23 protein-coding genes are annotated in these 22,971 nt (G+C 40.4%); all 23 read right to left on the bottom strand.

Annotated features, from left to right (window positions below; all coding sequences use genetic code 11):
* Position 1 precedes the first annotated feature (1 nt).
* On the bottom strand, positions 2–817 hold the full coding sequence (locus FHW88_RS09845; RefSeq protein ID WP_176625151.1) for a hypothetical protein: 816 nt from the start codon (positions 815–817) through the stop codon (positions 2–4).
* A gap of 120 nt (positions 818–937) precedes the next feature.
* A complete protein-coding gene (locus FHW88_RS09840; protein WP_176625149.1) occupies positions 938–1,762 on the bottom strand; it encodes a glycosyl transferase in 825 nt (274 codons plus the stop codon).
* Between the two features lie 102 nt (positions 1,763–1,864).
* Entirely contained in the window at positions 1,865–2,719 is an 855-nt protein-coding gene (locus FHW88_RS09835) for a hypothetical protein (protein WP_090530008.1), read from the bottom strand.
* The gene (locus FHW88_RS09830; protein ID WP_176625147.1) at positions 2,709–3,635 is read right to left on the bottom strand and encodes a glycosyltransferase; all 927 of its coding nucleotides are present in this window, start codon (positions 3,633–3,635) and stop codon (positions 2,709–2,711) included. The genes FHW88_RS09835 and FHW88_RS09830 overlap by 11 nt, the downstream gene beginning before the upstream one ends.
* Positions 3,628–4,569 (bottom strand): glycosyltransferase family 9 protein, encoded by a 942-nt coding sequence (locus FHW88_RS09825; protein WP_176625145.1) that lies wholly within the window; start codon positions 4,567–4,569, stop codon positions 3,628–3,630. Before FHW88_RS09825 ends, FHW88_RS09830 begins: the two co-directional genes overlap by 8 nt.
* 28 nt (positions 4,570–4,597) lie before the next feature.
* Positions 4,598–5,434 carry a glycosyltransferase family 2 protein gene (locus FHW88_RS09820; protein ID WP_176625143.1) on the bottom strand — a complete coding sequence of 279 codons (837 nt, stop codon included), beginning with the start codon at positions 5,432–5,434 and terminating at the stop codon, positions 4,598–4,600.
* A gap of 20 nt (positions 5,435–5,454) precedes the next feature.
* Entirely contained in the window at positions 5,455–6,564 is a 1,110-nt protein-coding gene (locus FHW88_RS09815) for a hypothetical protein (RefSeq protein WP_176625141.1), read from the bottom strand.
* Positions 6,564–7,952: an MBOAT family O-acyltransferase gene (locus FHW88_RS09810; RefSeq protein ID WP_176625139.1), complete on the bottom strand. Its 1,389-nt coding sequence runs from the start codon at positions 7,950–7,952 to the stop codon at positions 6,564–6,566. The genes FHW88_RS09815 and FHW88_RS09810 overlap by 1 nt, the downstream gene beginning before the upstream one ends.
* 56 nt (positions 7,953–8,008) lie before the next feature.
* Entirely contained in the window at positions 8,009–9,160 is a 1,152-nt protein-coding gene (locus FHW88_RS09805; protein WP_176625137.1) for a glycosyltransferase family 9 protein, read from the bottom strand.
* Positions 9,157–10,089 carry a glycosyltransferase family 2 protein gene (locus FHW88_RS09800; protein ID WP_176625135.1) on the bottom strand — a complete coding sequence of 311 codons (933 nt, stop codon included), beginning with the start codon at positions 10,087–10,089 and terminating at the stop codon, positions 9,157–9,159. The genes FHW88_RS09805 and FHW88_RS09800 overlap by 4 nt, the downstream gene beginning before the upstream one ends.
* 9 nt (positions 10,090–10,098) lie before the next feature.
* A complete protein-coding gene (locus FHW88_RS09795) occupies positions 10,099–11,244 on the bottom strand; it encodes a glycosyltransferase (protein WP_176625133.1) in 1,146 nt (381 codons plus the stop codon).
* A complete protein-coding gene (locus FHW88_RS09790) occupies positions 11,223–12,122 on the bottom strand; it encodes an NAD-dependent epimerase/dehydratase family protein (RefSeq protein WP_176625131.1) in 900 nt (299 codons plus the stop codon). The genes FHW88_RS09795 and FHW88_RS09790 overlap by 22 nt, the downstream gene beginning before the upstream one ends.
* A complete protein-coding gene (locus FHW88_RS30395) occupies positions 12,119–12,349 on the bottom strand; it encodes an acyltransferase (protein WP_371328325.1) in 231 nt (76 codons plus the stop codon). Before FHW88_RS30395 ends, FHW88_RS09790 begins: the two co-directional genes overlap by 4 nt.
* A gap of 395 nt (positions 12,350–12,744) precedes the next feature.
* Entirely contained in the window at positions 12,745–13,653 is a 909-nt protein-coding gene (locus tag FHW88_RS09780; protein WP_129569972.1) for a glycosyltransferase family 2 protein, read from the bottom strand.
* A 4-nt stretch (positions 13,654–13,657) separates the two neighbouring features.
* Complete coding sequence (locus FHW88_RS09775; RefSeq protein ID WP_176625127.1) at positions 13,658–14,680, bottom strand: glycosyltransferase family A protein; 1,023 nt, start codon at positions 14,678–14,680, stop codon at positions 13,658–13,660.
* A 54-nt stretch (positions 14,681–14,734) separates the two neighbouring features.
* Positions 14,735–15,730 carry an STELLO glycosyltransferase family protein gene (locus FHW88_RS09770; RefSeq protein WP_176625125.1) on the bottom strand — a complete coding sequence of 332 codons (996 nt, stop codon included), beginning with the start codon at positions 15,728–15,730 and terminating at the stop codon, positions 14,735–14,737.
* The gene (locus FHW88_RS09765; RefSeq protein ID WP_176625123.1) at positions 15,718–16,635 is read right to left on the bottom strand and encodes a hypothetical protein; all 918 of its coding nucleotides are present in this window, start codon (positions 16,633–16,635) and stop codon (positions 15,718–15,720) included. The genes FHW88_RS09770 and FHW88_RS09765 overlap by 13 nt, the downstream gene beginning before the upstream one ends.
* 21 nt (positions 16,636–16,656) lie before the next feature.
* The gene (locus FHW88_RS09760) at positions 16,657–17,205 is read right to left on the bottom strand and encodes a hypothetical protein (protein WP_176625121.1); all 549 of its coding nucleotides are present in this window, start codon (positions 17,203–17,205) and stop codon (positions 16,657–16,659) included.
* Positions 17,198–17,728 carry a hypothetical protein gene (locus FHW88_RS09755; protein ID WP_176625119.1) on the bottom strand — a complete coding sequence of 177 codons (531 nt, stop codon included), beginning with the start codon at positions 17,726–17,728 and terminating at the stop codon, positions 17,198–17,200. The genes FHW88_RS09760 and FHW88_RS09755 overlap by 8 nt, the downstream gene beginning before the upstream one ends.
* A 93-nt stretch (positions 17,729–17,821) precedes the next feature.
* Positions 17,822–19,087 carry a polysaccharide ABC transporter ATP-binding protein gene (locus FHW88_RS09750; protein WP_176625117.1) on the bottom strand — a complete coding sequence of 422 codons (1,266 nt, stop codon included), beginning with the start codon at positions 19,085–19,087 and terminating at the stop codon, positions 17,822–17,824.
* Positions 19,088–19,951 (bottom strand): ABC transporter permease, encoded by an 864-nt coding sequence (locus FHW88_RS09745; protein ID WP_176625115.1) that lies wholly within the window; start codon positions 19,949–19,951, stop codon positions 19,088–19,090.
* A complete protein-coding gene (locus FHW88_RS09740) occupies positions 19,944–21,065 on the bottom strand; it encodes a glycosyltransferase family 4 protein (protein ID WP_176625113.1) in 1,122 nt (373 codons plus the stop codon). The genes FHW88_RS09745 and FHW88_RS09740 overlap by 8 nt, the downstream gene beginning before the upstream one ends.
* Positions 21,055–22,842, bottom strand: coding sequence for an asparagine synthase (glutamine-hydrolyzing) (gene asnB / locus FHW88_RS09735; protein ID WP_176625111.1), 1,788 nt, complete (start codon positions 22,840–22,842; stop codon positions 21,055–21,057). Before asnB ends, FHW88_RS09740 begins: the two co-directional genes overlap by 11 nt.
* Between the last annotated feature and the right edge of the window lie 129 nt (positions 22,843–22,971).

The raw sequence follows: 22,971 nt of genomic DNA, 5'->3' as shown, positions 1-22,971 counted from the left end.
ACTATCGGATTACTTGTCTCCACTCGGTAGTAAAATAAGGCAGTTTAGCCTTGAAGATATAATGACGAACAATATCAGACGAATTTGTTTTTTCGTTTTTATCGGCGTAAAGTATCCGGTACGGCTGGTTTAAAGGCTTCCCCTCCAGCCAGGATATAATTATTGCGTTTAGTGTTTGCTCAAACATGGGGGGGTGAACATTCTGTACATTTTTCATAAGGTATGCACAGGTACGTTCAACAAAATGCCAATCTATTTTTGATGAATTGTAGGCAAGAATGCCACTGTTGATCTTTTTGCACATGGAAATGTTCAGGTCCTTGCTGATAACATCCTCTGGTAAAACATAATAAGAAGCAGGTATGGTATCCTGCATAAAGTAGTTTTCATTGTTTCTGTAAGCATCGATCAGTTCTTTCGGCTCATTAAAAAACAGCATATCACTATCTAACTGTATGATATAACGATTGTTGATGCGCATATCTACCAGTTTCCTGAAAAATGCGTTCTCTTCGCGTAAGGCCCTTAGCAGCGGAAAATCCTTTTCAGGCAATACTTCGTCAATTTGTATGCTCAGGTCTTTAATGCTAATGATATTGACATTAGGGAGCGCCTTGATGATAAATCCGCTTAGTTCCGGACTTAAAGTGCCGTCTGAATAAACATTGATGCGTACATGGCCTTTCAATAACCTGGCAAGGGAATAGGCGCAAAAAATGGTTTGGTGCCAGTATTTAGCACCTGTAAGATAACTTACCTCCAATTTATAATCCGAAGATAATGTTACCGGGGATAACTTCAGCGCTGCTTTTTTCATTTGCCGCTCGCCCCGCTGCATGCTCAGCCAACCTTTCAGCCCGAAATGACTGATATGATACCTTATAGAAAAGGTTGGTTTAAAAAAATACTTGTATGCTATTTTACCTAATGACACGGGCTATAAAAAATGTTTCCAGGCTTGTTTAAAATAACCTTCTTTTGAAAGGTCGACATAGTGATGAAGAATGCCTGTTTTGTTTTTTATCTGATCCGGGCCGGGGTTAACAATATAATCTCCGGCTTTTAAAACAGCAGCATCAGTGTCGGCTATCATCATGGCCGATAACGCCTGCTCTAAATAATAAGAAGCTCCTTCCTGCTCCTCCAGTGTTTTAACCCAGTTTTCCAGCTTGTCCCAATCAATAGCTTCGCTTTTTAAACCGATAGCCCCCACATTAAGCAACGGTTTTACAGGTGCTCCGGTCAGTTGTTCCATTAATTGCTGAGAATATCCATAAGCTTCTGTACAATCAATCATGTGCAAAGGTTGTTGCGGGGCGTAAAGCCAGGTAATTATCTCCTTGGGTTCGTGCCAAAAAAGCATGTCCGAATCCAGTACCAGTTTCCAGTCATCGCCTGGGATGGTGTGCACATCTGTTAGTTTTTTAATGTGAGGATATACTGCTCTTTTTTTATGCAGGTACGGATAACATATTTCGGGCAATGTGTTTTGCAGGTTTTCACTGATTTGCTTCACTGTAATTACCTGTGCGCCGGGCAGCTGTTTTGCTACCCTCTCCACCAGTTCAGCATTAAAGCTGCCGTCATCAACCAATATGAATTTAAATTGCGCAGCAGTTGACTTAATTAACGATTGGATGCAATAAAGCGTTTGGTACAGGTAGTTTTTACCTGTTAAAAAGTAAATCGGCAACCCATTAGTATGTGAAACTACCGGGGGCAACTCAAGCGAACGCTGTTCCATCTCCCTACGCCCGTTCATTATGTTTCGGTAATTGAAATAGCCACCAAAACGCCTGAATTTTTGTAATTGTGAACGCGGATTGCGGTATAAAAAATTAATGACTTGTTGTAACAAGGAAAGCTATAAATTAAACAACGAGTCGCGCCAGAATAAATGTCGGACGTTTGCAGTATAATGCCTGCCCACGATGCCTTTTTTTTTCATAGGCTTAATCTGTTGGCTATCCTGGTGATCGTTTTTTATAATCTTTGTTGTCCAGGGTATTCCAATTGATGAACTTGCTATATGAGCAAAAATAGTTTGTTCGGTAAAATAATGCACATAGTTACTTACGTGAAACAATAATTCCTCCAGCCGAAAGTCTTCGCAAATTCTGGGCCCATAAATAATTAATAAGCCCGAACTGAAGGTATAAGTATCATAGAGGTTATTACCGTAGAAATTCAAAACGCGGTCATCATAAGTTGAGTGTCCCTCCTGGCTTCCGCCGCAAACAAACCCGTTATGTTGGGGAATATATTTTTTAAAATCCTTGTAAAAAAGTATGTCACTGTCTATCCATATTACAGGTTGGATCTCGGCCTGGTGAAGTATCACAGCCAATTTTTTGCCAAGCACATGGCTCTCGGCATAGTTTAAAAGATTGATCCTGTTTTTGCCCTGATGATATACCGCGCTTTGTTGCCAGTGCTTAACAATAAGCTCACCCGGCCAAAACTTAAATTTACTTTTGATTTCTTCCGGAGATAACGATCCGTCGGATGCGATGATCAGTTTGGGAATCTCTTCCCAATATTTTGCAATAGAATATACGGCCAGGCGCGTCATATCTATGATGCTTTTGCCTGTCATCATAAGTACAGTATAAGCCGATGATGCTTTGGGCTGCCCTACAACAAGGGGCTTATATTTAAGTAAGCTCCTGTAAAGTACTGGTAAGCGATAAGCCAGTGAATTGCTTATTTTATTGAGCATGGTTGTTCTTTATAAGGCCGTCATACATACCACATGCGCCCTGCCATTTTATATATGCCGCAGCATTTTTCCATGCTTTGTAGGTAAACCAGGCTTTAGCTTTCCGTAATGTAGCCCCCGATTTTGTAATTTGTTGCCATGGGTTTATACCGTGGCTTTGCAGTAGCTGCACCCATGATTTATTGGTATTGTTAAGCAAACGTGCAAGGTAACCTGCGTGCATACGTTGAGCAGGAATAATATGTTGTAGTATGAGCTGAGGGAAATAACCAACCTGCCAGCCGCCTTTAAGGATCTCGAGCACAATATCGTTATCGCCGCCGGAGCTTAAGGAGTTACCCAACCTATCGCTGATGTTGTTTTTGCCCTGTGTTATTTTTTCCAAATAGGATGATAGCGCTTCGCGTTTTATAGCCATCCCTGCGCCTATGGGTGCAGCTGTTGGATATTGATTATTCCATGCCGCTGTTAAGGGGGTATCGCCAAGGTCGCGCAGGGCCAGGCTTCCGTAAAACTCACACAGCCATTCGGGCGGGTCAGTTTCAAACAGCGGGATTGATTTACCACCTATAGAACCCATTTTGGGGTTTTGGCCAAATATGCTGAGGGCTTTTTCAAGATAACCGCCTTCAATCATATTATCGTCATCAATCATTACTATAATATCGCCCGTTGATTCATTGAAGCCCTTAAGCCGGGCATAGGTTAACCCTTGTTTTGTTTCATCTACAATTTGGGCGGCAGGATGCCAGCTTAAGTTAAGCTGCTGCCGGAAATTGTTGGATGAATTATTGTCGATAATGATTAACTCCCATTTGTTGGCAGGCAATGATTGGCTTTTTAAGGCCGAAAGCGTTTGGCGTAATCTTGCTGCATCCGGATTATAAGTTGGGATAATTACGCTTAACTCAGTCATTATATAAGATATCGGCAGGCAAAGGTTCGTTAATTAAAGCCAGTTGTTCTATTACAGCCGCCTCAACTGTGCCGGGCAAAATCATTTGCATGCACTTTTTATCATAATGGCAGGTATTATGTAACCAGCATGGTGAGCATTCAACCGCAGAATATATGTTTTTAAAACTATGATATCCCGATTGGTCTGGTTTTTCGCGTCCACCATATATGATTACCGACCGGCAGTCGACTGAGCGTGCCAAATGCATCATAAACCCTACATGTGATACCAAAAGGGCCGCATTACTTAATATGGCTGCTGTTTGCCGGATAGTAGTTTTCCCGCGCAGGTCGATAACGTTTTTCAGCGGCGCATCTGTTTGAGAGCCTAACAGGATGAATTTGTGGGTTTGACAAAGCTGATCAACAACCTGTTGATATTTTTTAACGTCCCATTCTTTGTTACCCATTGGGAACAATGCTGCTGAGCTGGATGTTGTTACTACGATATGGTTTTTTGCCCATTTCGCTGCGTCCCGTTCATTAGCCGTTAAAATTAAAACAGGCTTAAGATCTATTTTACCTTTAAGCTGTAAATCATCGGCCATTTTTAAAATGATATGCTTTTCGGGTATTTCGTCGCCGTCGGTTTCGGGATGATAAACGGTGTATTTGGGGAAAACAGTTTTTACGTTGAAGGCTTTAAGAAGCAAACCGGATAGTAATGCCCCAAAAGGTAAAATAAGTTTGATATTCGGATTATGCTCAAAGAGTTGTTGCTGGTTACTTTTTACCCAGATATTTTTACGTCTGCGCCCGTAGAGTTCCCGACTTAATACAGTGAGCAGCAGGTTATCGCCCAATGATTCGCCGAAAGCAATGATATAGGATGGTATACCGTATTTATAAAAGTAAAACAGTGTTGATTTTATGGTTTTAATTCGGTTTTTCAAAATTGCTCTGAGGCTTCCAATTATCATCTCACTTTTTCAGGCTCCAGTACATCATTCTTAAAAAAGTTTTAAATCTGAATGAGATGCTGAGTCCGTTTAAACCGGTTATGTAGTATAAAATATTGAACCAGGCAAAAGCTATACTTTGTTTTTCCTTCGTCAGCCACAGGCAGCAGTAAATTGATTGCTGCAAACATGTAGCTTTATCATTGATTTTGCCGAGGGCCTTATGGGTTGACAGAAACTTATAATGATAACTGAAAAAACGATAATCATAAGTTGATGAGCTTAAACCAGCCTCGCCAAAACGTGCGATATCCAGATCGATATATTTGGTTTTAAATACGGGGTTACAAAATACTTTCAACGTTAAATGGTAGTCAGCAGCCACCTTAAACTTTATGTTGTATTTACCGGTGTAATTAAATATCCCGCGTTTATAGAAAATGCCCTGGTGATGGATGCCGCGTGATAATACTTTATCAATAGTATCATCCGCATATTTTGTTTTTGATGTAGCACCTGTCACATTACCATATACAAGATCGGCAGGTTCATTTTGAATGGCCTGATAAACCTGACCCAGCACTGTGGAACTGCTGAAAGTATCATCGCCCCCAATAAAGTAAAGCCACTGACCGGTCGCCATATCAATTCCTTTATTCATGGCATCATAAATGCCCTTGTCGGGTTCAGAAATGAACTGGATATTAACCTCTCCTTTTTTTTTTAAATTGTTGACAATATATTGTGTATTATCATTTGAGCCGCCATCAACCAAAACCAGCTCATAGTTTTTAAAGGTCTGGCAGGTGATGCTATCTAATGCCTGCTGTAGCGTGCCTTCACAATTATATAGCGGCATGACGACGGAAAAAAATGGCTTCAATTGAGGTTTGATGTTAATACCCTGTCCGCTTCATTTACCCAGGTATCCAAGCCTTGTGGGTTCCAGTGTGTGTCACTGCGGTAGAATAGATTGCGCTTCTCGGCTTTGAAAGTTTTATATAGTGGTATTACAGGAAGATCAGTTTTTTGCTCAACTTTTTCTAACAGATGATTATAAGGCATCCGTTTATCGTCATAGATTGAAACCGCATTTGGGATCACTGAAAGGAAAACCTTTTTAAACCCAATAGCCCGATAATAATCGCGTGCAATATCCAGGTTGCGGACTATAGAATCTAAAGCGGCCCCGGTTTTAGGCCTGAATGCTGACTGTAAACTGGCGGTATCAACGGTAATATTATAAAGAAGTCTTTTTTTATCAGTACTCTCCGTTACCTCTTTGGCTACGCGATTAAAAAGTTTATAGTTGAGTGATGCTTTGATCTCTTTGAAAGAGGTCGCCAGTTTATTATCAAAAAGAATTAGTTCGAGATTGCGGCTTAGATCCTTGTTAAAGATGACATTGCCTACCCGTTCAAAAATAGATGCTGCCGGCGGTTGGTTACCCAACCGGGGGGCATTACTAAAATTTAGGCCATTTTTAATTTCATTATTTGTCCACCTTGTTTCATCTGTTTTGCTGATATCATAGCTGACCAGGTTACGCTCGGCAAATTCCATTATGAGATAGTTTTGTTTGGTACTATCCAGTTTAATTGGACCGAAGGCAAAACGACGATCAAGGAAAATTACATTATCAAATGCATCAAAAGCGCCGTAAAGTATTTTATCTGCCAAAAAGCTGTCGCCTATAATATATAATACCCTATTGGTGTTTTGCCTGCCGGGTTTGGGGTTGTAGTGTTTAAAAAGTTCGAGTTCAAATTTGTATTGAGGCAGATTTGACATGCCGTAAAGATCGCCATAGCGCCACTTGTCCGAATAGGAAAAAAAGGCTTTATACCAGTTGGTTTCCTTTGTTGTTTTGGAATAAATATGGCTGAAATATTTGTCAAAATATAATTTATTGATGAATGACCGGTTCATGGAACTAAGCAGCAACGCAACACTAATGAGCAATATGAATAAACTGGTAACCTTACGCATTAAAACTGGAAATAAATAAACTGAGCTTCGTTAAAGATCCCTAAAAAGTAACAGGCAAGGATAAGCCCGCCTATAATGACCGCCTTTGTTGTGTTTGAATAATCTTTCGCTTTTCGCAAATAACGTTCGCCTAAAAGCAGGATAATGATAATAAAGGCACAATACCAAAGTTCAGGGACAGACATCAAATTACCGGCCGAATAGGTAAATCCTTTACCGGCCAATATTTTACTTAAAATATAAAAAGCATCGGATACTGTAGCTGCCCTGAAAAACACCCAGGCAAGAGAAACCAGGTTAAAAGTGAAAAGCCATTTCAGGAAGGTAAAGCCTTTGATCCCGATATCGTACTTGTTGAATAACTGGTAAGCAACGAGCAGCAAACCATGAATCAGGCCCCAAACAAGATATTTCCAGTTGGCGCCATGCCACAGGCCGCTTATCATAAATACGATAAGCAGGTTAATGCAGGTTACCCGGAAATTAATCTTGCTGCCCCCCAACGGGATATACAAATAATCACGAAACCAGGTGGAAAGTGAGATATGCCAGCGTTTCCAAAAATCAGAAACATTGGAGGCGAGATAGGGCAAGTTAAAATTCTGCATTAGCTCGATACCCAAAACGAGAGCTGCGCCAATGGCGATATCCGAATACCCGCTAAAGTCGCAATAGATCTGGAAGGCAAAAAAATAGATAGCCATGAGCAGTTCAAGTGCCGAATGACCATGCGGATTGTTGAAAACAGGATCGACGTAAAGGCCCAGTCTATCGGCAATCACTACTTTTTTGAACAGGCCCATCGTCATGAAAAATAAACCAGTTATCAAGTTACTGCTTCGGAAATTGTTGACCCGGTGCAACTGGGGCAAAATATGCTGGGGCCGTTCAATTGGGCCTGCTACCATTTGCGGGTAAAACATTACATACAAGGCATAAAGGCCAAAGTGACGCTCGGCGGGCTGATTGCCCCGGTAAACCTCAATGGTATAACTCATAGCCTGGAATGTATGGAACGATAAGCCAATGGGCAATATAAAATCAAGCAATGGCAATTGCGGGCCATGGAATATGTCAGATAGCAAATTCAGGTTCCCGGCCAAAAAGTTGAAATATTTATAAAAAGCCAGTACACCAATATTGGTGACCAGGCTTAAAATGAGGTAAAACCTGCGGGTTTTGCCTGTGGCTTTTTCTATCAGGATGCCGGCACAATAATCAACAATAATGGTGAAAAGAATGATGAGGATGTATACCGGCTTAAAGTACATGTAAAAATAGCTGCTTGCGGCTAAAAGCCACATCCATCTTAATTTATGCGGCAGCAGGTAATATGTAATAGTTACAATTACAAAAAATATAAGGAACAACAGGGAGTTAAAAAGCATTTAAAAAAAGCAGATATATAATTTAGTTCACAATAATTTTGACGTCGGCACCTGGTTTAGCTTGCATTATTAAGAATTGATATTGCCTTATTACTGATTACAATAGGATCGACATTGTTGATATTCAGGTTGGAGCCGCGCTTGTATAAATCGTTCAGTAATGCATAGTTATGTTTATTGCTAAACTCTTCAGAAGGATAAAACGTGTATATATTGTTTGCAATGGTTAAGGGATAGGGGACAAAACGACCGAAATGGTTGCCATTAGAGATACAAATTGCGGTAGTTTGTGTACCTGCAGCTATATGTATAGCACTGGTATCATTTGAAATTAGTAAATCTGCATTGTTGATAAGTTCAATTAATTCGACAAGATTAGTTTTACCGGTTTTATCCTCAATTTTTTCTTTGTTTTTTGATTGTGATATTATTTCCGTAGCCAGGCATGAATCTGCAGATGAGCCCGCAATTGTAACCGTAACTTTAAATGTTGAATTTGCCATTATGGAATCAATTGCTGTTGCAAATAAGTTTGTTCCCCACCTTCTATACTCCTGGCCCGCACCGGGAAATATTACCAATTGCAAAGCCTCTTTTTCGATTAGCTTACTTTTGGTTGGCAAATTTAATGCGGTATCAATTCTTTGACCTGTAAGGGTTTCAATAAATTTGCGATTTCTCAGGTATTCAAAATAATCAGTTCCGGGCACATCTATAATACTGTCATAAAATTTATAAGAGCGTTTTAATTCTTCTAATGATTCCATATTAGTATAATCGCCGCTGCTGCAAATCTTTTGTTTGGCTCCAAGTTGGGATATAAACTCGTCAGTGTGAAAAACTCTTGAATGAACCGGATTGATTAAGATATCAAATGCTTTTTTTTTAATGGCAAATGATAACCTTATTTTTTCATTTATATCATAAATTAATGAGGGCGTTATCCAGATAAATTCATCAATAACGTCTTTATCATATGCTTCGGCTATATCTTTAAATCCTATATTTCCAAGGAGCGTCAGTTTATAGCCTTTAAATTTTGGTGCGTGTTTGATACATCTTACATAGTTTCTGAAAAGAATGTAATCACCAATAGCATCAAGTCTTACAATTAAAATCCGGTTACTTTTAAAAGGAAGGGCCGTTTGGTTAAAGAAATGGAATAGGATCCTCAGGATCTTGTTTGTACTTCTTTTTGGCAACATCATGAGTAATATCCAAATATCTTATATAATCTGATCCTGATCCTGTTTAAAAAAACAATTTTCTTCCATTCATAAACAGTACCATGAGCATCTGCCCCCCATATTTTTTGATGATCGGCTTCCCATTGTGCTTTCATTTTTGGCGAATGGGTTTTGGCCTGATCATGCACGTTGGCAACGGAAAGCGGCTCTTTGATCAATGCCCTGCTGTGTCCTTTTACCAGTCTGAGCCATAATTCAAAATCAAGGGAACAATGTAGCTCCTCCCAAACGGGTTCATGAATGGAGGCGCTCCAAAAAGTGGAGGGCTGCACAAGGCTCGGAATCTTGATAAAATAATCAATAAAAGGCAATACGCGCGTTGTGGTTGTTTTGCCGGATACCACATTGTAGTCGTTCCCGTAACCGTATATAAAATCTGCATTGGTGCTCATGAATTTATTTAACACCTTATGGAAAACGCCTTTAAGATAGTAATCATCACTATTGATCCAGGCGTGGTACCGGCCCGATGAAAGACTGAACCCCTGATTAATGGCATTGCTTTGGCCATTATCTTTTTCGCTTTGATAATAGCTGATCCATGGGGCATACTTTTCAATAATCTGTTTGGATTGATCGGTACTGCCGCCGTCAATGATGATATACTCCAGGTTGGGGTAATTTTGCAGAAGCACAGCCCTGATGGTTTGCTCCAGAAAACCGGCCTGGTTATATGATGGGGTTACGATGGTAAGCTTAGGCCAGTTTATTCTGTTATCATAAATAGTTGGTGCAACCTGCTCATCCCAGGGCCATCCGGTTTTACCGGACGGAGGTAGGGGTAACTGGTGCAATAATCCGTTTTCGGTACCAGCTACTATGGGCAAGGGCAATTGAACACCTTTATTGATAAAGTTTGAACGGTATGACTGAAGATCGGGAAGGGTCATGTTTTTTGTTCAGTCAATGATCTGCAGGAATGTTCGGCCAAATTTTTTAACGCTTTCATGATAAGTGTTACTTTCAAAGAGCGGGGGAGGGGTTTGATGTTCACTGAACTGCTGAAGCAGTTGCGCTAACTGATTAATATTATTCGGATCAAAAAAGCGTGCCGAACTGTTAACCAACTGCTCCCTGTGGATCTCAATATCTGAAACCAGTAAAAATTTATTCATTAGCTTAGCATCCTCCACAACAGTGCTCCAGCCCTCAAACAACGAAGGCTGTATAATGGCAATGGCATTATTCATCAACTGAAGCTGATCACGCCTGTCAATAAAACCCAGGAACTTAATGTTGTTGCCGATGTTATTGTCTTCAACAAACGCTTTCATCTCTGTAAAATAATGAGGGTTCCGGTAGTCGTTGGTATTACCGGTAAAAGCTACGGTAATTTCAATGCCTTTCGTTTTTAGTTCTTTAACTGCTTTCAAAACTGCCAGCTGATTTTTGTGTTTCCAGAATTGGTTGGGGCAGATAAAATAACGGGCGGGCAACTGATACTTTTCAAGCAGTAATTTGATGTTGATATCCTGATACGGAGGATGCGCTACTGCGAAAGGCAGAACGTTTACCTTAACCGTATGCTGAGGGAAAATGGATTTGAAATGTCCGAGCGCAGTATTGCTGCTCACAATTAAATGCCCGGTAGAGGCTTGAATTTCCTGCTGGTTTTTCAGGCGCGAGGCAATATCGTCTTTACTGAAAAATTCAGGGGCAAAATGTTCCTGGAAATCAGCTACCCAATATATTTTCTTTTTAGCAGCCGATTGTTGCTCACTTTTATAATAAGGAAAAACAGCATCAAGGGCTTTAATTTTCTGGCTAAACAAACGAATGTTAAACAGCCGGTTTGTTATCCTGTTCAGCAATTGGAAACCTTTGTTTGCTTCGCCCGAACCCAACTGAAAGCTGATATAAGGATAGTTGAATTTTTGCTGCGCCGTCCTAAAGCTTTCGTAACTATCGGTAAGCAAAACAATATGCGGCTTTTCCTCATCATTAAGGGCGTTTAACGCATTTACCAGGTTTTCGATGTAGTAAGTGCCGCCGATCCAGTTTTCGTTGTAGGTGTAGCTTAGTCCTATTCTTTTCCTTTTAGCCATTTACAATAGGTATTAATACCATCCTCAAAATTTACTTTTTGTTGGTAGCCCAGGCTAATTAGCCGGCTGTTATCGGCTTGCCAGTATAACGGATCGCCAACGCGGTTGGTGCCTGTAAATGATAAACCGCCGCTAAAGCCTATATATTTCAAAAAAGTTTTGGCTGCTGTTGTTATAGTGATGGTATTATTATTAGCAATATTTGTAATGCTGAACCCGGGCCTATCGGCATTGATAAATAGGTTCATGGCATTTACAATATCGGTAACATGAATAAATTCGCGTGTTTCGTTACCGGTACCGAACAATGTGATATTTGTTTGAGTCTGCGATTTTTTGTAAAGGTCCCAAAACAGCTGCTTTTTCAAACCGGCTCCATATGCCGAAAATACACGGAAGATATGAACATTTAAGCTAAAATGAGTATGATATAGCTGGCAGAGCTCTTCGGCTTGTTTTTTATGCACACCATAGGGTGAGAGCGGATTAAGCGTATGGGACTCTGTAATAGGTAGCATTTGCGGATTACCGTAAACTGCCGCGCTTGACAATTGGATGAGCCTGCAATTGGCATTACCTTCTTTTATGGCATTGAGGATGCTCACAAGGTGATAAACGTTTAGCAGGTAATCGCGCTCAGGGTTATTGAATGATTCGGGCACTGACGCAGCCCCTGCACAGTTAATACACCAATTGAACTGTTGTTTATGAAATACCTTCTTAAAATCGGCGTTGATAGCATCAATTAAAAAGTAGTTGGGATCGTCATATTCTACCACCACATCAGCGCCATAAACTTCATAGCCTGGCTGATTTTTAAAATAGCTGTAACAGGCCGAACCGATAAATCCTTTGGAGCCTATGACAAGTATTTTCATTGCTGTGGTAATGTTTTTATAAAACTTGCCGGGTTCCCGGCAACCATGGTAAACGGTTCAACATTTTTAGTAACCACTGCTCCTGCTGCTACGATAGCGCCTTTGCCAATGGTAACGCCTTTTAAAATTACAGCGTTCAGGCTGATCCAGGCATAGTCATCAATTATTATCGGTGCGGTGTGTACATTGCCTTTATCGGCCCAGTGCCCGTTGTGTACCAGGTCCATCCACCGTTCGGCCCTTTCAATGGCTTCAAGCTCATGCGCATTTGTGTCCATAATATTTACATTATGTGAGATTTGCACAAAATTACCAATGGTTATACTTTCGCCCGACCAGATCCTGGTGTGATCGCCAATGTAGCAGTTTTCGCCAATCACAATTTTACCGCCGTACTTAAATATATTGAGCATTCCCCGGATATGGGTTCCTTTGCCAACCACTATTCTTGATTTGTCGAGCGAGTTCGAAACCACCGCCTCCGGATAAAAAGTGGCCCCGAGATCGGTAATGCTTAACTGAATGTTGCGTTTTGCCTGTTTTTCATTAAGCAGGTAAATTAAATGGACAAGGTTTATTTTTTCAAAAAGGCCAAGCAATAACCGTTTTATGAATTGTTTCATTATGCTATCTTAAAAAATTTAAGCGCCCTGCGTATAACAGAACTTTTGTATTTTTTGTTAAGCCGGGCATAAACCTGTTTTAAATAAGCGACATCCAAAAGCATTTTTTTAGGATGTTTTAGCGGGAATATCATTGTGCCCAATGGTAGATCGGTAATAGCATCATCTGCCGAATGCGTATGTGTCCCATTTCCGTAGCCTATGTTTTTTACAAGATTTACGCAAGGGTTAACGGCCATGCCACCGTTGATCAGAATGCTATAGAACCATTGAATATCCCAGGTATTTAATGATTTGTTAAAGGATGATTCAAACATGCCGTAATAACTATTGTACCAGTCGGTAGTACCAAGCTGCGCTTCAACTCTATCCTTTGTTTGCTGCTTGGGCCAGTCTTTCATTTCTATATCATAAAGGTTCCAGGCACGTTTCCAGGTTGCCCAACCCCAGATACCGCCATGCCCCCAATGATATGATTGGGCATCTTTTTTCCAGCCATCGGTTAGTAAATTTGAACCGGATATTGACATTACCTTATCGTCAAAACGGTATTTTGTCAACAGTTCTTCGCAAAAGGGAAAAAATGTTCTATCGGGCAGGCAGTCGTCTTCTAAAATGATGCCTTCGTTAACATTTTCAAAAAACCAGTTGATGGCTTCGCTAACTGCCGATTTGCAGCCGAGGTTTTTATCCCTTAATAGTGTTTTAACTTCACAATCCCAGTTTATGCGCTCAATTACCGAACGTGTTTTAGCGCATAGGTCGATGTCATCGGGTTTATCAGGCCTTGGTCCGTCGGCAGCTATATACAGGTATTTAGGTTTAATTTTAGCTATGGCTTCAAAAACCATTTCTGTAAAAGCCGGGCGGTTAAATATTAAAAAAAGTATCGGTACGGAATATCCCATAAGCTTAATAGCTTGTGAAAGCCTGGGCTGTTTTTACAGTTTTTAATAATTGTTTTATATGCTGGTACTGATTTTTTATCAGTTGCCTGTTAGTTAACAGCGATTTGAGCTGGCCAGATTTTTGGTAGTATGAGATTTTTTGCTCGACGCTTACAGGCCGGAATCTGATAACCTTTTGATAAAACAAGTTAACCGTTAACTTGATTAAGGATTTTGCTGCGGAAAGCAGATCGTGATTTATGATCTGTTCGATAGGCCGTTTATTATCATTAACCAGTGCAAAATAGCCATTGAGCAAAACGCTGCTGTAATTTAACCAAAATGCAACTTTTAATATATAGTTGATATTTTGCCTTTGATGGGGAACAAAGTGTTTAAACTTTAGGTTATCATCGGCGATGATCTTATAGCCCATCAAATAATTCATCAGGCAGATCTCAACATCTTCGCCCGAAAGCAATTTTTTACCTATCCGGCCGGTTGTTACCTGCCTCCAATTGGCGCTCTTCAGTTCAAGCAGGATACTTTTACGGTAAACAGCCCCGGCACCGTAAACCCAATGGCTATCGGCTGCCCATATTTGAGGGCCCCAAACCGTGGTGAATTTCAGCAGATATTCAGAAATCAGGGCTGGTTGTTCAGCTTCTATAACTCCACATCCCCCTAATACACCAATTTGGCTATCACAGTTCATAATCTTGAAGCAACGTTCAACATAATCATCACAAAGCCAGTTATCATCATCGCAAAAAAGGAGGTATTCATACCGGGCATAGCTCAAGCCCATGTCTCGCGCATGGCTCAATCCTGCAATCGGTTGATTCAAAACACTGAACGGAACATTGGTTAGCTTGTATTTCTCCCATTCGGCCGCAGCTGTGGTAGCTGTCCCATCTGTTGAGGCGTTATCAACGATAATAACTTCCCAATTAACAGCTGCTTGTTGTAAGGCCAGGTGTTTAATGGTTAAGGGAAGCCGTTTGCTGCTATTGTAACAGCAAACTATGACGGATATACCGGGGCTCAAATTATTGATGGGGTAAAATATATAACTGCTCGTCTTTTTCCCGACTTGATTGTTTTATTGGAGCGATGTGATGTCTGCGAGCCAGCTTTCCAGTGTAATTATTTCCTTTTCGCAAACTATATTATTTTCTAACAATGCTTTATATGCATTCAGCAGATTAACCTCAACTGTATTATCCGCAGATATAACAGTAGTTACTAAATCCACTATTTTGTTACAATGCTGGTACATGGGTATCTCTGATGTGAAATCATCCATATAATTATGCAGGTTTCTTTTTTGCACAACCGTGGCATTGATAAAACCAAGCTGATAACCATAAAGCCACATAACTGGCTGTGCCACTAAACCACGAAGAATATCCGTAAAGCGGAATGTTACATATGTTGGAAGATAAAGCAACGCAAATAACTCTTTCCGTATTATGGTATTTTGAGTGTTAAACGGACAAACCGTTCCACGGTTTAAAACAATGGGTGGCTTGTCATCAAAATAGCATGGGGTATTATCTGTTAAGCGGTAAATCGCGTCTACATCAGGGTCTTCATCCGCTAAGCCCTGCCAGATCCCAACATTACAATTTTGTCTTGAAGTAAATTTTTCAATCTGAAAATCGGTATTGATAAGGTCGAGCGGGAGCCCGCGGGGCCATATTTTTTGTTTTGTATAGTATTGGTAAATATTAACAAATCCTGCAGGCCCGTCTATCATGTCAAATTCACTCTCAAATACCGGAAAGTCCCAATTCCCCTTTGGGTAATTGTCATCATCGGTATCAATTATATATGCTGCTTTTTGCCCAATGGCCGCCAAGTAACCGAGCATTTTACGGCAATAATGGTTAAAGGGCAGCACTTTTGATAATTGATATGGTAATGTTTCCTGCCGGTCGACAGAAAGATATTCAACATTATCACAGTGCCAATTTTGGGGCGATTTTTTGTCGCCAACTACTATCAGGTGATAATCGGACAGTTTTGAAAAAGAAACGACGGCCTCTGTTGGTTCAAATATTGATGTTATTACAATTGCTTTTTTTAGGCTTTCCATTTAGAAAGTTTAATGGGATGGATGTAAAGTAAATTTTCCGGGAAATTATTTACAAGATCGGTAAGGCTATTGTTGTATTTATCGAGTATGGTATAATCTTGAGCTGTCCACAATGGGAAACCTTTTAAGTTAAGGTCCGTTTCGGTAACGATTTCATTTGCCGATAATACTAACGAGGTAGGCAAACCAACCTCCACAAACAATTTAGTTACGGCTGTTATGCCGCAATAATGACTAAATTGTTTGATGGTATCGGCACTTATAATAAACACATCTGAATAACCACCAACCACAGGATACCGAAGATGGTGTTGTTGTTTAGTGATCAGGTTTTTTAAATAGCGCAATACTTCCCGCAGTGGCATTGTAAACCAGTCTTTCAGTGTTTTTGGGGCGTCCCAAATTTGCCTGAAATTCAAAGGCCCTACCGATAAACCAAACTTATTGAATATAGCTAAAGCGGTGTTGTAATCGGGAAGAAAGCTTTTCGCTTCAACACCACTCAATTCTATGTTATAATTAAAGCCATCGGCCACCCTTTCCCAACGCTTGTTTAGGTCGGTTTCATGCAGGTTGATAAGCTCAGGGATGAAACATGTGCCGGCTTTTAGTTTAAAAAAGCCCGCATAGTTGTTCTCATTTATTGCGGGGTTCAACAGCAGATCATCTGCAACGAAAAAATAGTGATCATATTTATCGTCAAAAAAAGAACCCAAGCTCTGGGTAACATATCCCTGAAAGTAGAATGAGTTTTCATAAACAGAAATTACATTGGATAAATCGCCGGTATAAAAAGGAACCAAATGGTAGATGTTGGTAAATCTATTATGATAAATTTTTTCTAAAACAGGTATGTTTTTATTGTACTGGTGGTTGTAAATAATTATCAAGGCAACCTTACTCATTTGGGCTAATGTGTTTAATAATTAATGTTTTGGCAACATCATAGAAAGCAATTGCTGCTTCTTGGTACTGTTTAGTACAAACCTGTTAAGCATATCATGGTTACAAGCTGTAATTTCTTTGTTTATAAGAGCCTGCTCCCGGCTGATATTTATAATCAGGGCCGTTAGTTCATCAAGCGTGTGACAGTAGGTGATTAAGTCATTGTGATCATTTTTAAGCGACTTATCAATGTTATAAAAAATTGTCTTAAACCCGTTTTTGATACTTTCCAGACCTGAATAGCCGGTAAATTCACCAATAGTGAAGTTGATAAAATATCCGCTTTTTATTTCATCATTTAGTTCATTCATCGGGATAGACCTTTCTGTAAACGCGATGTTTGAAGAAACATTAAGCCGGCTGGCCGTATCAAGAATGTTTTGGTAAACTTTCGGGCTATATACGGTACCTATAAATAGTATATGAACATCAGTGATCCCGTTGTTTTTTAACAAGTACAATGTTTCTAACAGATCGGGAAAATAATTCTTATCATCAGAGATGCGTGATACGACGTTTAAATTAATCATTCAAAAAAAGCGGGAATAAAACCCTTTTGCATTTAAATACATCATTCCCGTAATGGCTGTCGAGTTCATTTTCCTGGTATTGATTGATGCAAACCAGCGTATCATTGGGATTATCGAAGTAGCTTTCAGGATAGTTGTAAGCACCCTGTGCTGCATTGGTTACATGCCAATAAAACCGGTTACTATGATTAATGAAATCTTTTGCCCTGTAAATGTTATGCAAACCGATGACATGAATACTATCATATACACTATTGGCAAAATATTTTAACCTAAGCGACCAGTACATTGACCTTAGCATTTTTAAAGGAGCCCTGAAGTTTCGTATGGTGCTGAGCCTGGTTCGCACTACTTTTATTTTCTTTTGTTTAAATATCGGATCGTAGTATTCCCTGATGTAGTTATCAATTATAAGAACGGTTGGGGCAATGTTATTTTTCTGGGCGAAAACAGCCAATTCATAGACGAGCTTTTCGGCACCGCCTATAACCAGATGGCCATTTACAATTAAAATTTTACGCATTGCAAAGGAGGGGAGTTGTTTTCTTCGATGAACGAAATGTTACCTCTGTCGTTTAATAATTTGGGCAATTGTATGCGGGGTTTACATATGCTTTTATGCCCGGTAACTAACTTTAAAGTCAAGTTTAGGATGAATAACTCCCGGAGCTAAAGCACTGTTACTCCCCTTGCTTTCATTTTCAACCTCAAACCCGATAAAGTCATCAGCACTGAATAACAGGTAACGTTGATTTTCGCCAAAAATCAACTTGAATGAATAATTGCCGGCATTCAACAGGTTAGGGGGGATAGTACACTTAACTGTATAAAACCCGGTTTTTGAATCGTTATTGGTTGATATAAGTACGCCATTATGAAATACAGGAATCTCATCGCTGTTTTTTAACTCAAATGTGGCATCGAGGTTAATGCCTGCCTTTTGATTAAAAAAGATCATCTCAAAGCTAACACCTGTCGAAATGGAAATACTGTCGCCCGTAAGCGGGCGGATAATAAATTTAAGCACCCTTATATTTTCATTTCCCGGCGCTGAGCTTACATCATCATGATGCTCAAATGTTGCCCGGGTATTATTATTGGTTTGATAAAAGCTAACGGCTTCAAGCTGGCGGTTTTCATATATCAGCTGTCCGTTGGCAAGTACAATGCCCCGGTTACATAATGTTTTCACAGCGGCCATATTGTGGCTCACAAACAAAACTGTGCGCCCTTCGCTTTTGCTCACCTGTCCCATTTTACCGAGGCATTTTTTCTGAAACTCGGCATCGCCAACTGCCAGTACTTCATCTACTATCAAAATTTCGCTTTCAAGGTGTGCGGCCACCGCAAAGGCCAACCGTACATACATTCCCGACGAGTAACGCTTAACCGGCGTATCGATGTATCTTTCAACCCCCGAAAAGCTCACGATCTCATCAAACTTTTGTTTGATCTCGGCCTTGCGCATCCCCAGTATGGCACCATTGAGATAAATATTTTCCCGCCCGCTCAGTTCCGGGTGGAAACCTGTGCCTACTTCAAGTAAACTGGCTATCCGGCCCTTTAGTTTTACCGAGCCGGTAGTAGGAGAGGTAACACGGCTTAAAATTTTAAGCAGGGTGCTTTTACCTGCTCCGTTGCGGCCTATAATGCCAACAGCATCGCCCTGTTCAACTTCAAAATTAATATCGTTCAAGCTCCATACCACATCACTTTCGCCTTTGATGGTACGATCATTCACTTCGCCTATTTTTAAAAAAGGATCTTCCTTACCCCGCAGACGTGCCCAAAAGCGCTCCAGGTCGCGGGAGATAGTGCCCGTACCAAAATCGCCTAGTTGGTAGGCTTTTGATAAGTTTTCAACTTTTATTGCCTTACTCATTTATACAGTATCAACAAAAGTTTTTTCAACCTTATTAAATATTACTATGCCTGTAAGCAGTATTACAATAGTACTAACGATACTGTAAGCTAACAGCTCCCAGTTAAAGCTTCCTTTGCCTAAAAAGCCATACCTGAACGTTTCAATTATGGCCGTAATGGGGTTAAACTTAATAAGCCAGCTGTATTTAGGATATTTAGCCTGTGCCACCGATAAAGGGTATATAACCGTTGTTGCATACATTAAAAGTGGTACGCCAAAGGCCACTATAAACGCTATATCCCTGTATTTTGTGGTAACAGCCGATATGATCATACCTAAGCCTAAACCCAATGATGCTATCATGATAATGAGTAATGGCAGCAGCAAGGCTGCTATATTGGGAATAATATGTTCGCCCTTTAAGATAAATATGATATACAGGATTATGAAAAGTAGAAACTGAACCGCGAAACGGATCAAGTTTGAAAGCACAATACTTAAGGGCATAATAAGTCTTGGAAAATATACCTTGCCAAGTATACCGGCATTATCTTTAAAAACAGTTGACGTTTTGTTCAGGCAATCGGCAAAATAGTTCCAAATGATGGTGCCGGCCAGGTAAAAAAGTGGCTTGGGCAGGCCATCAACCGGGATGCCGGCCAAATTGCCAAATATCAGGGTATAAAACAGGATAGTAATAACCGGCTGAATAAAAAACCACACCGGGCCCAAAATGGTTTGCTTATAAAAGGAAATAAAATCGCGCCTAACGAGTAGCACAAGCAAGTCGCGGTAATGCCACACCTCTTTAAGCTTAAGGTCGAGCAAGCTGCCTTTCGCATTTATTTCGATGTCCCATTTTTCAGGATGCAAATCAGTCATTTATCAGCTGCTCAAGTTTGGTCATATAATCGCGCTCGTTAAAATGGCTTAAACATTTTTCCTGTAAGCTTTTGCGGGTATCAGCAGCTAAGTGTTTTTGCAAATGCTTTGTTATTGCTTTGTTAAGTTCGGTAAGGTTGTCCGGGTCAATGGCTTCTCCCAGTTCGCCGTTCCGGATGGCGTCAATACTACCATCGGCATTGCCACAAATAACGGGTAAGCCGCAGGCAAGGGCTTCAATAAATACAATGCCAAAGCCCTCCTTTTTGCTTGGTAAAACAAACAGGTCGGCCAGCAGGAAATAGTCGGTAAGTTCGGCTTCATCAATAAAGCCGGTTAAAATTACCTGTTCCCTTACATCATGCGCCGCTATTAATTCTTTTATACGGATGTGTTCCTGCTCATCATATTTGCCCGAAAGTATATATTTTATTTGCGGGAATTTTGACTTAAGGCTCCCCAGAGCATTAATTACCTGGTCATACCCTTTGTATAGCTCGGTAGATGCCATGCGTGTTAACGAAAATATGATAAAATCATCGTGGTTTAAACCATAACTGCGCAACAGTTTTTGTGGCTTCGTGAAGATATTGGGCAAACGCATAAAAGGGTCAATGGCATTATTCAGGACAATGCATTTATCTGCATTCAGGTTATGCCTTTTTATCATTTGCTGTTTGGTATAATTACTTACACAAATTACGCTGTCGCAGTGTTTAAGCATTAGGCGCTTTAAAAACGAAAGTGGACGCCAAACCTCAATACCGTGTACTACAAGCCATAGCCGGCATTTAGGGTTAATCAGTTTAATTAACAGGCCAATGATAGCCAGGTTAATATGGCTTAATATAGCAACATGGGGCTTTGCGGAATGGCCAATGGTTTCTAAAACAAAACCTGCCCGGTTTATGCCAAACCCTTTGAAATTTGCAGAAGGTAAATATTGCGCCATCAGGTCATCCTGCTTATCATAAGCCGACCAAAGCTCAAAATTCCAATTGTTTTTTAAGGCAGCACGATGCAAGGAATGACCAAGTGTGCGTGTCATTTTCTGGATGCCGCCGGTAGTGCTAAATGTTTGTAAAGTAAAAAGAATTACATTTTTAGCCATCATTTTGAACCTGGTACAAGGCGAAAGCCTTTGACCAATGAATGCTGTCGTTTTTAAACTGTTTTATAGCATTTTGTGCCGCTTTCCCTTTGTAATTATCAGTATCGCTAATTAGCTGGTGCTCCTTCATCCATTTTTGTAAGGGGAATGTGAAACCCATTTTAGGCCTGTTCCAAACCTCGGGCGGAATAAGGTTGTCGAAACTTTCAATAAGAAGTTTTTTCGGCTGGCGTTTATTAAATCTGATGGCTGGTGCGATATTCCGGGCTGCACGATTAAAATCTTCATCCAAAAACGGAACTCTGACTTCAAGGCCATGGTTCATGCTCATTATGTCGGTATCCCTAAGCAATTGGTTTTGCATGTAGAAATGCGTTTCAAACCATTCTGCATGCTCGTTATTATAACCGTGTGGTGCGGGCGACAAAGCTGCGCCGAACAATACATCATTAATATGATCAATGCTTGTATCCAGTAAAGCAGAAACATCAGCCAATGAAAATAATCCACGCAAAGCCAGGTAATCAGCTACGGGATGGTTAACAGCGAGGAATGCCAATCTCTTATAATGATCAGGCAAAAAATGACCGGATATTTTTAACATCCATGATGGCAGTTTACGCAGATAGCCAAGATATTTTATGCGGTTAAATGAGGGATAACCTCCAAAAAGTTCATCGGCGCCCACACCTGATAATACGGCCTTCAAACCATCGTCATGGGCATATTTACTAATAAACCAGCTGTTAATGCCATCAGTGGTAGGCATATCCATAGCACCAATAATTTGCGAAAAAACCGCTTCAAAATCTGATTGTTTTACCAGGTGTGAAAAGTTTTGGCCATTTATTTTATTGTTAATGATGTTTTGATAGCTGCGTTCATCATAACTTTTTTCATCAAAAAATATAGAAATGGTTTTAAGTTGCTCTTTTTTTTGCCGATTGGCCAGGAGTGTGAGCAGGCTTGAATCAATCCCCCCGCTTAAAAATACACCTATGGGTGCATCGGCAATTAATTGCCTTTTCACACCCAGACTAAGTGCATTGTAGATTATCCGATGCGCTTCATTTTTATCGGTTATTACACTTTGCAAACCATCAATATGATATCTGCTTAAAGTATACCCCGCGCTCCTGTGGTCCCAGCATAAAAAATGTCCTTTGGGCAAGCTGAATACATTTTTTAATGTGGTATAGGGTTCAGGAATATGGCCAAATGCCAGTAGCCTTACCGGCCAGTCCGGATCTTTTTCGATATTCAGTCCCGACTGTTTAAATGCCCGTACTTCAGATGCAAAACAAAGCTCGTTGTTTGCAGCCGAATAATATAGCGGTTTTATACCGGTGGTATCACGTACAAGGTAAGTCAGGGCTTTGCCAACATCATATAAGGCAAAAGCAAACATACCCCTGAACCTTGCAAAAGCCGCGGTGCCCCAATTAAGATAGGCCTGGAGTATAACTTCGGTATCGGTGCCTGACTTAAATTGTGCTCCTGATCTTAGCAATTCCTGTCTTAATTCGGGGTAATTGTAAATTTCGCCATTGAAGGTGATCCATGCATTTTGACCTACATCTGCCATGGGCTGATGCCCGTTGCTGCTGAGGTCAATAATTGATAACCTGCGGTGACCGAAAACAAGGCTGGCTTTTTCATCTTCAAATATGCCCTCATCATCCGGCCCCCCGTGCTGTAACGCGCGGCACATTAATTTTACGCTATTCCTGATCTCGTTTTGGGATATTTTTTCAGAAACGATTCCTGCTATACGGCACATTGTTCATTAAATTTCATAGCTTCGCCCCGTAAGTTACATTGATATCTTGTAACTAATTAGTTATTAATTACTTGTGTTGCAGGGCACAAGCTGTCTATTTATTGAATTTTCGGCGCAAATAATGAAATA

The sequence above is a fragment of the Mucilaginibacter sp. SG538B genome, assembly GCF_013376065.1.
GTDB classification, from domain to species: domain Bacteria; phylum Bacteroidota; class Bacteroidia; order Sphingobacteriales; family Sphingobacteriaceae; genus Mucilaginibacter; species Mucilaginibacter rubeus.
Note: the sequence above shows the minus strand (reverse complement) of the source record. Positions and strands in the feature narration are given on the sequence as shown.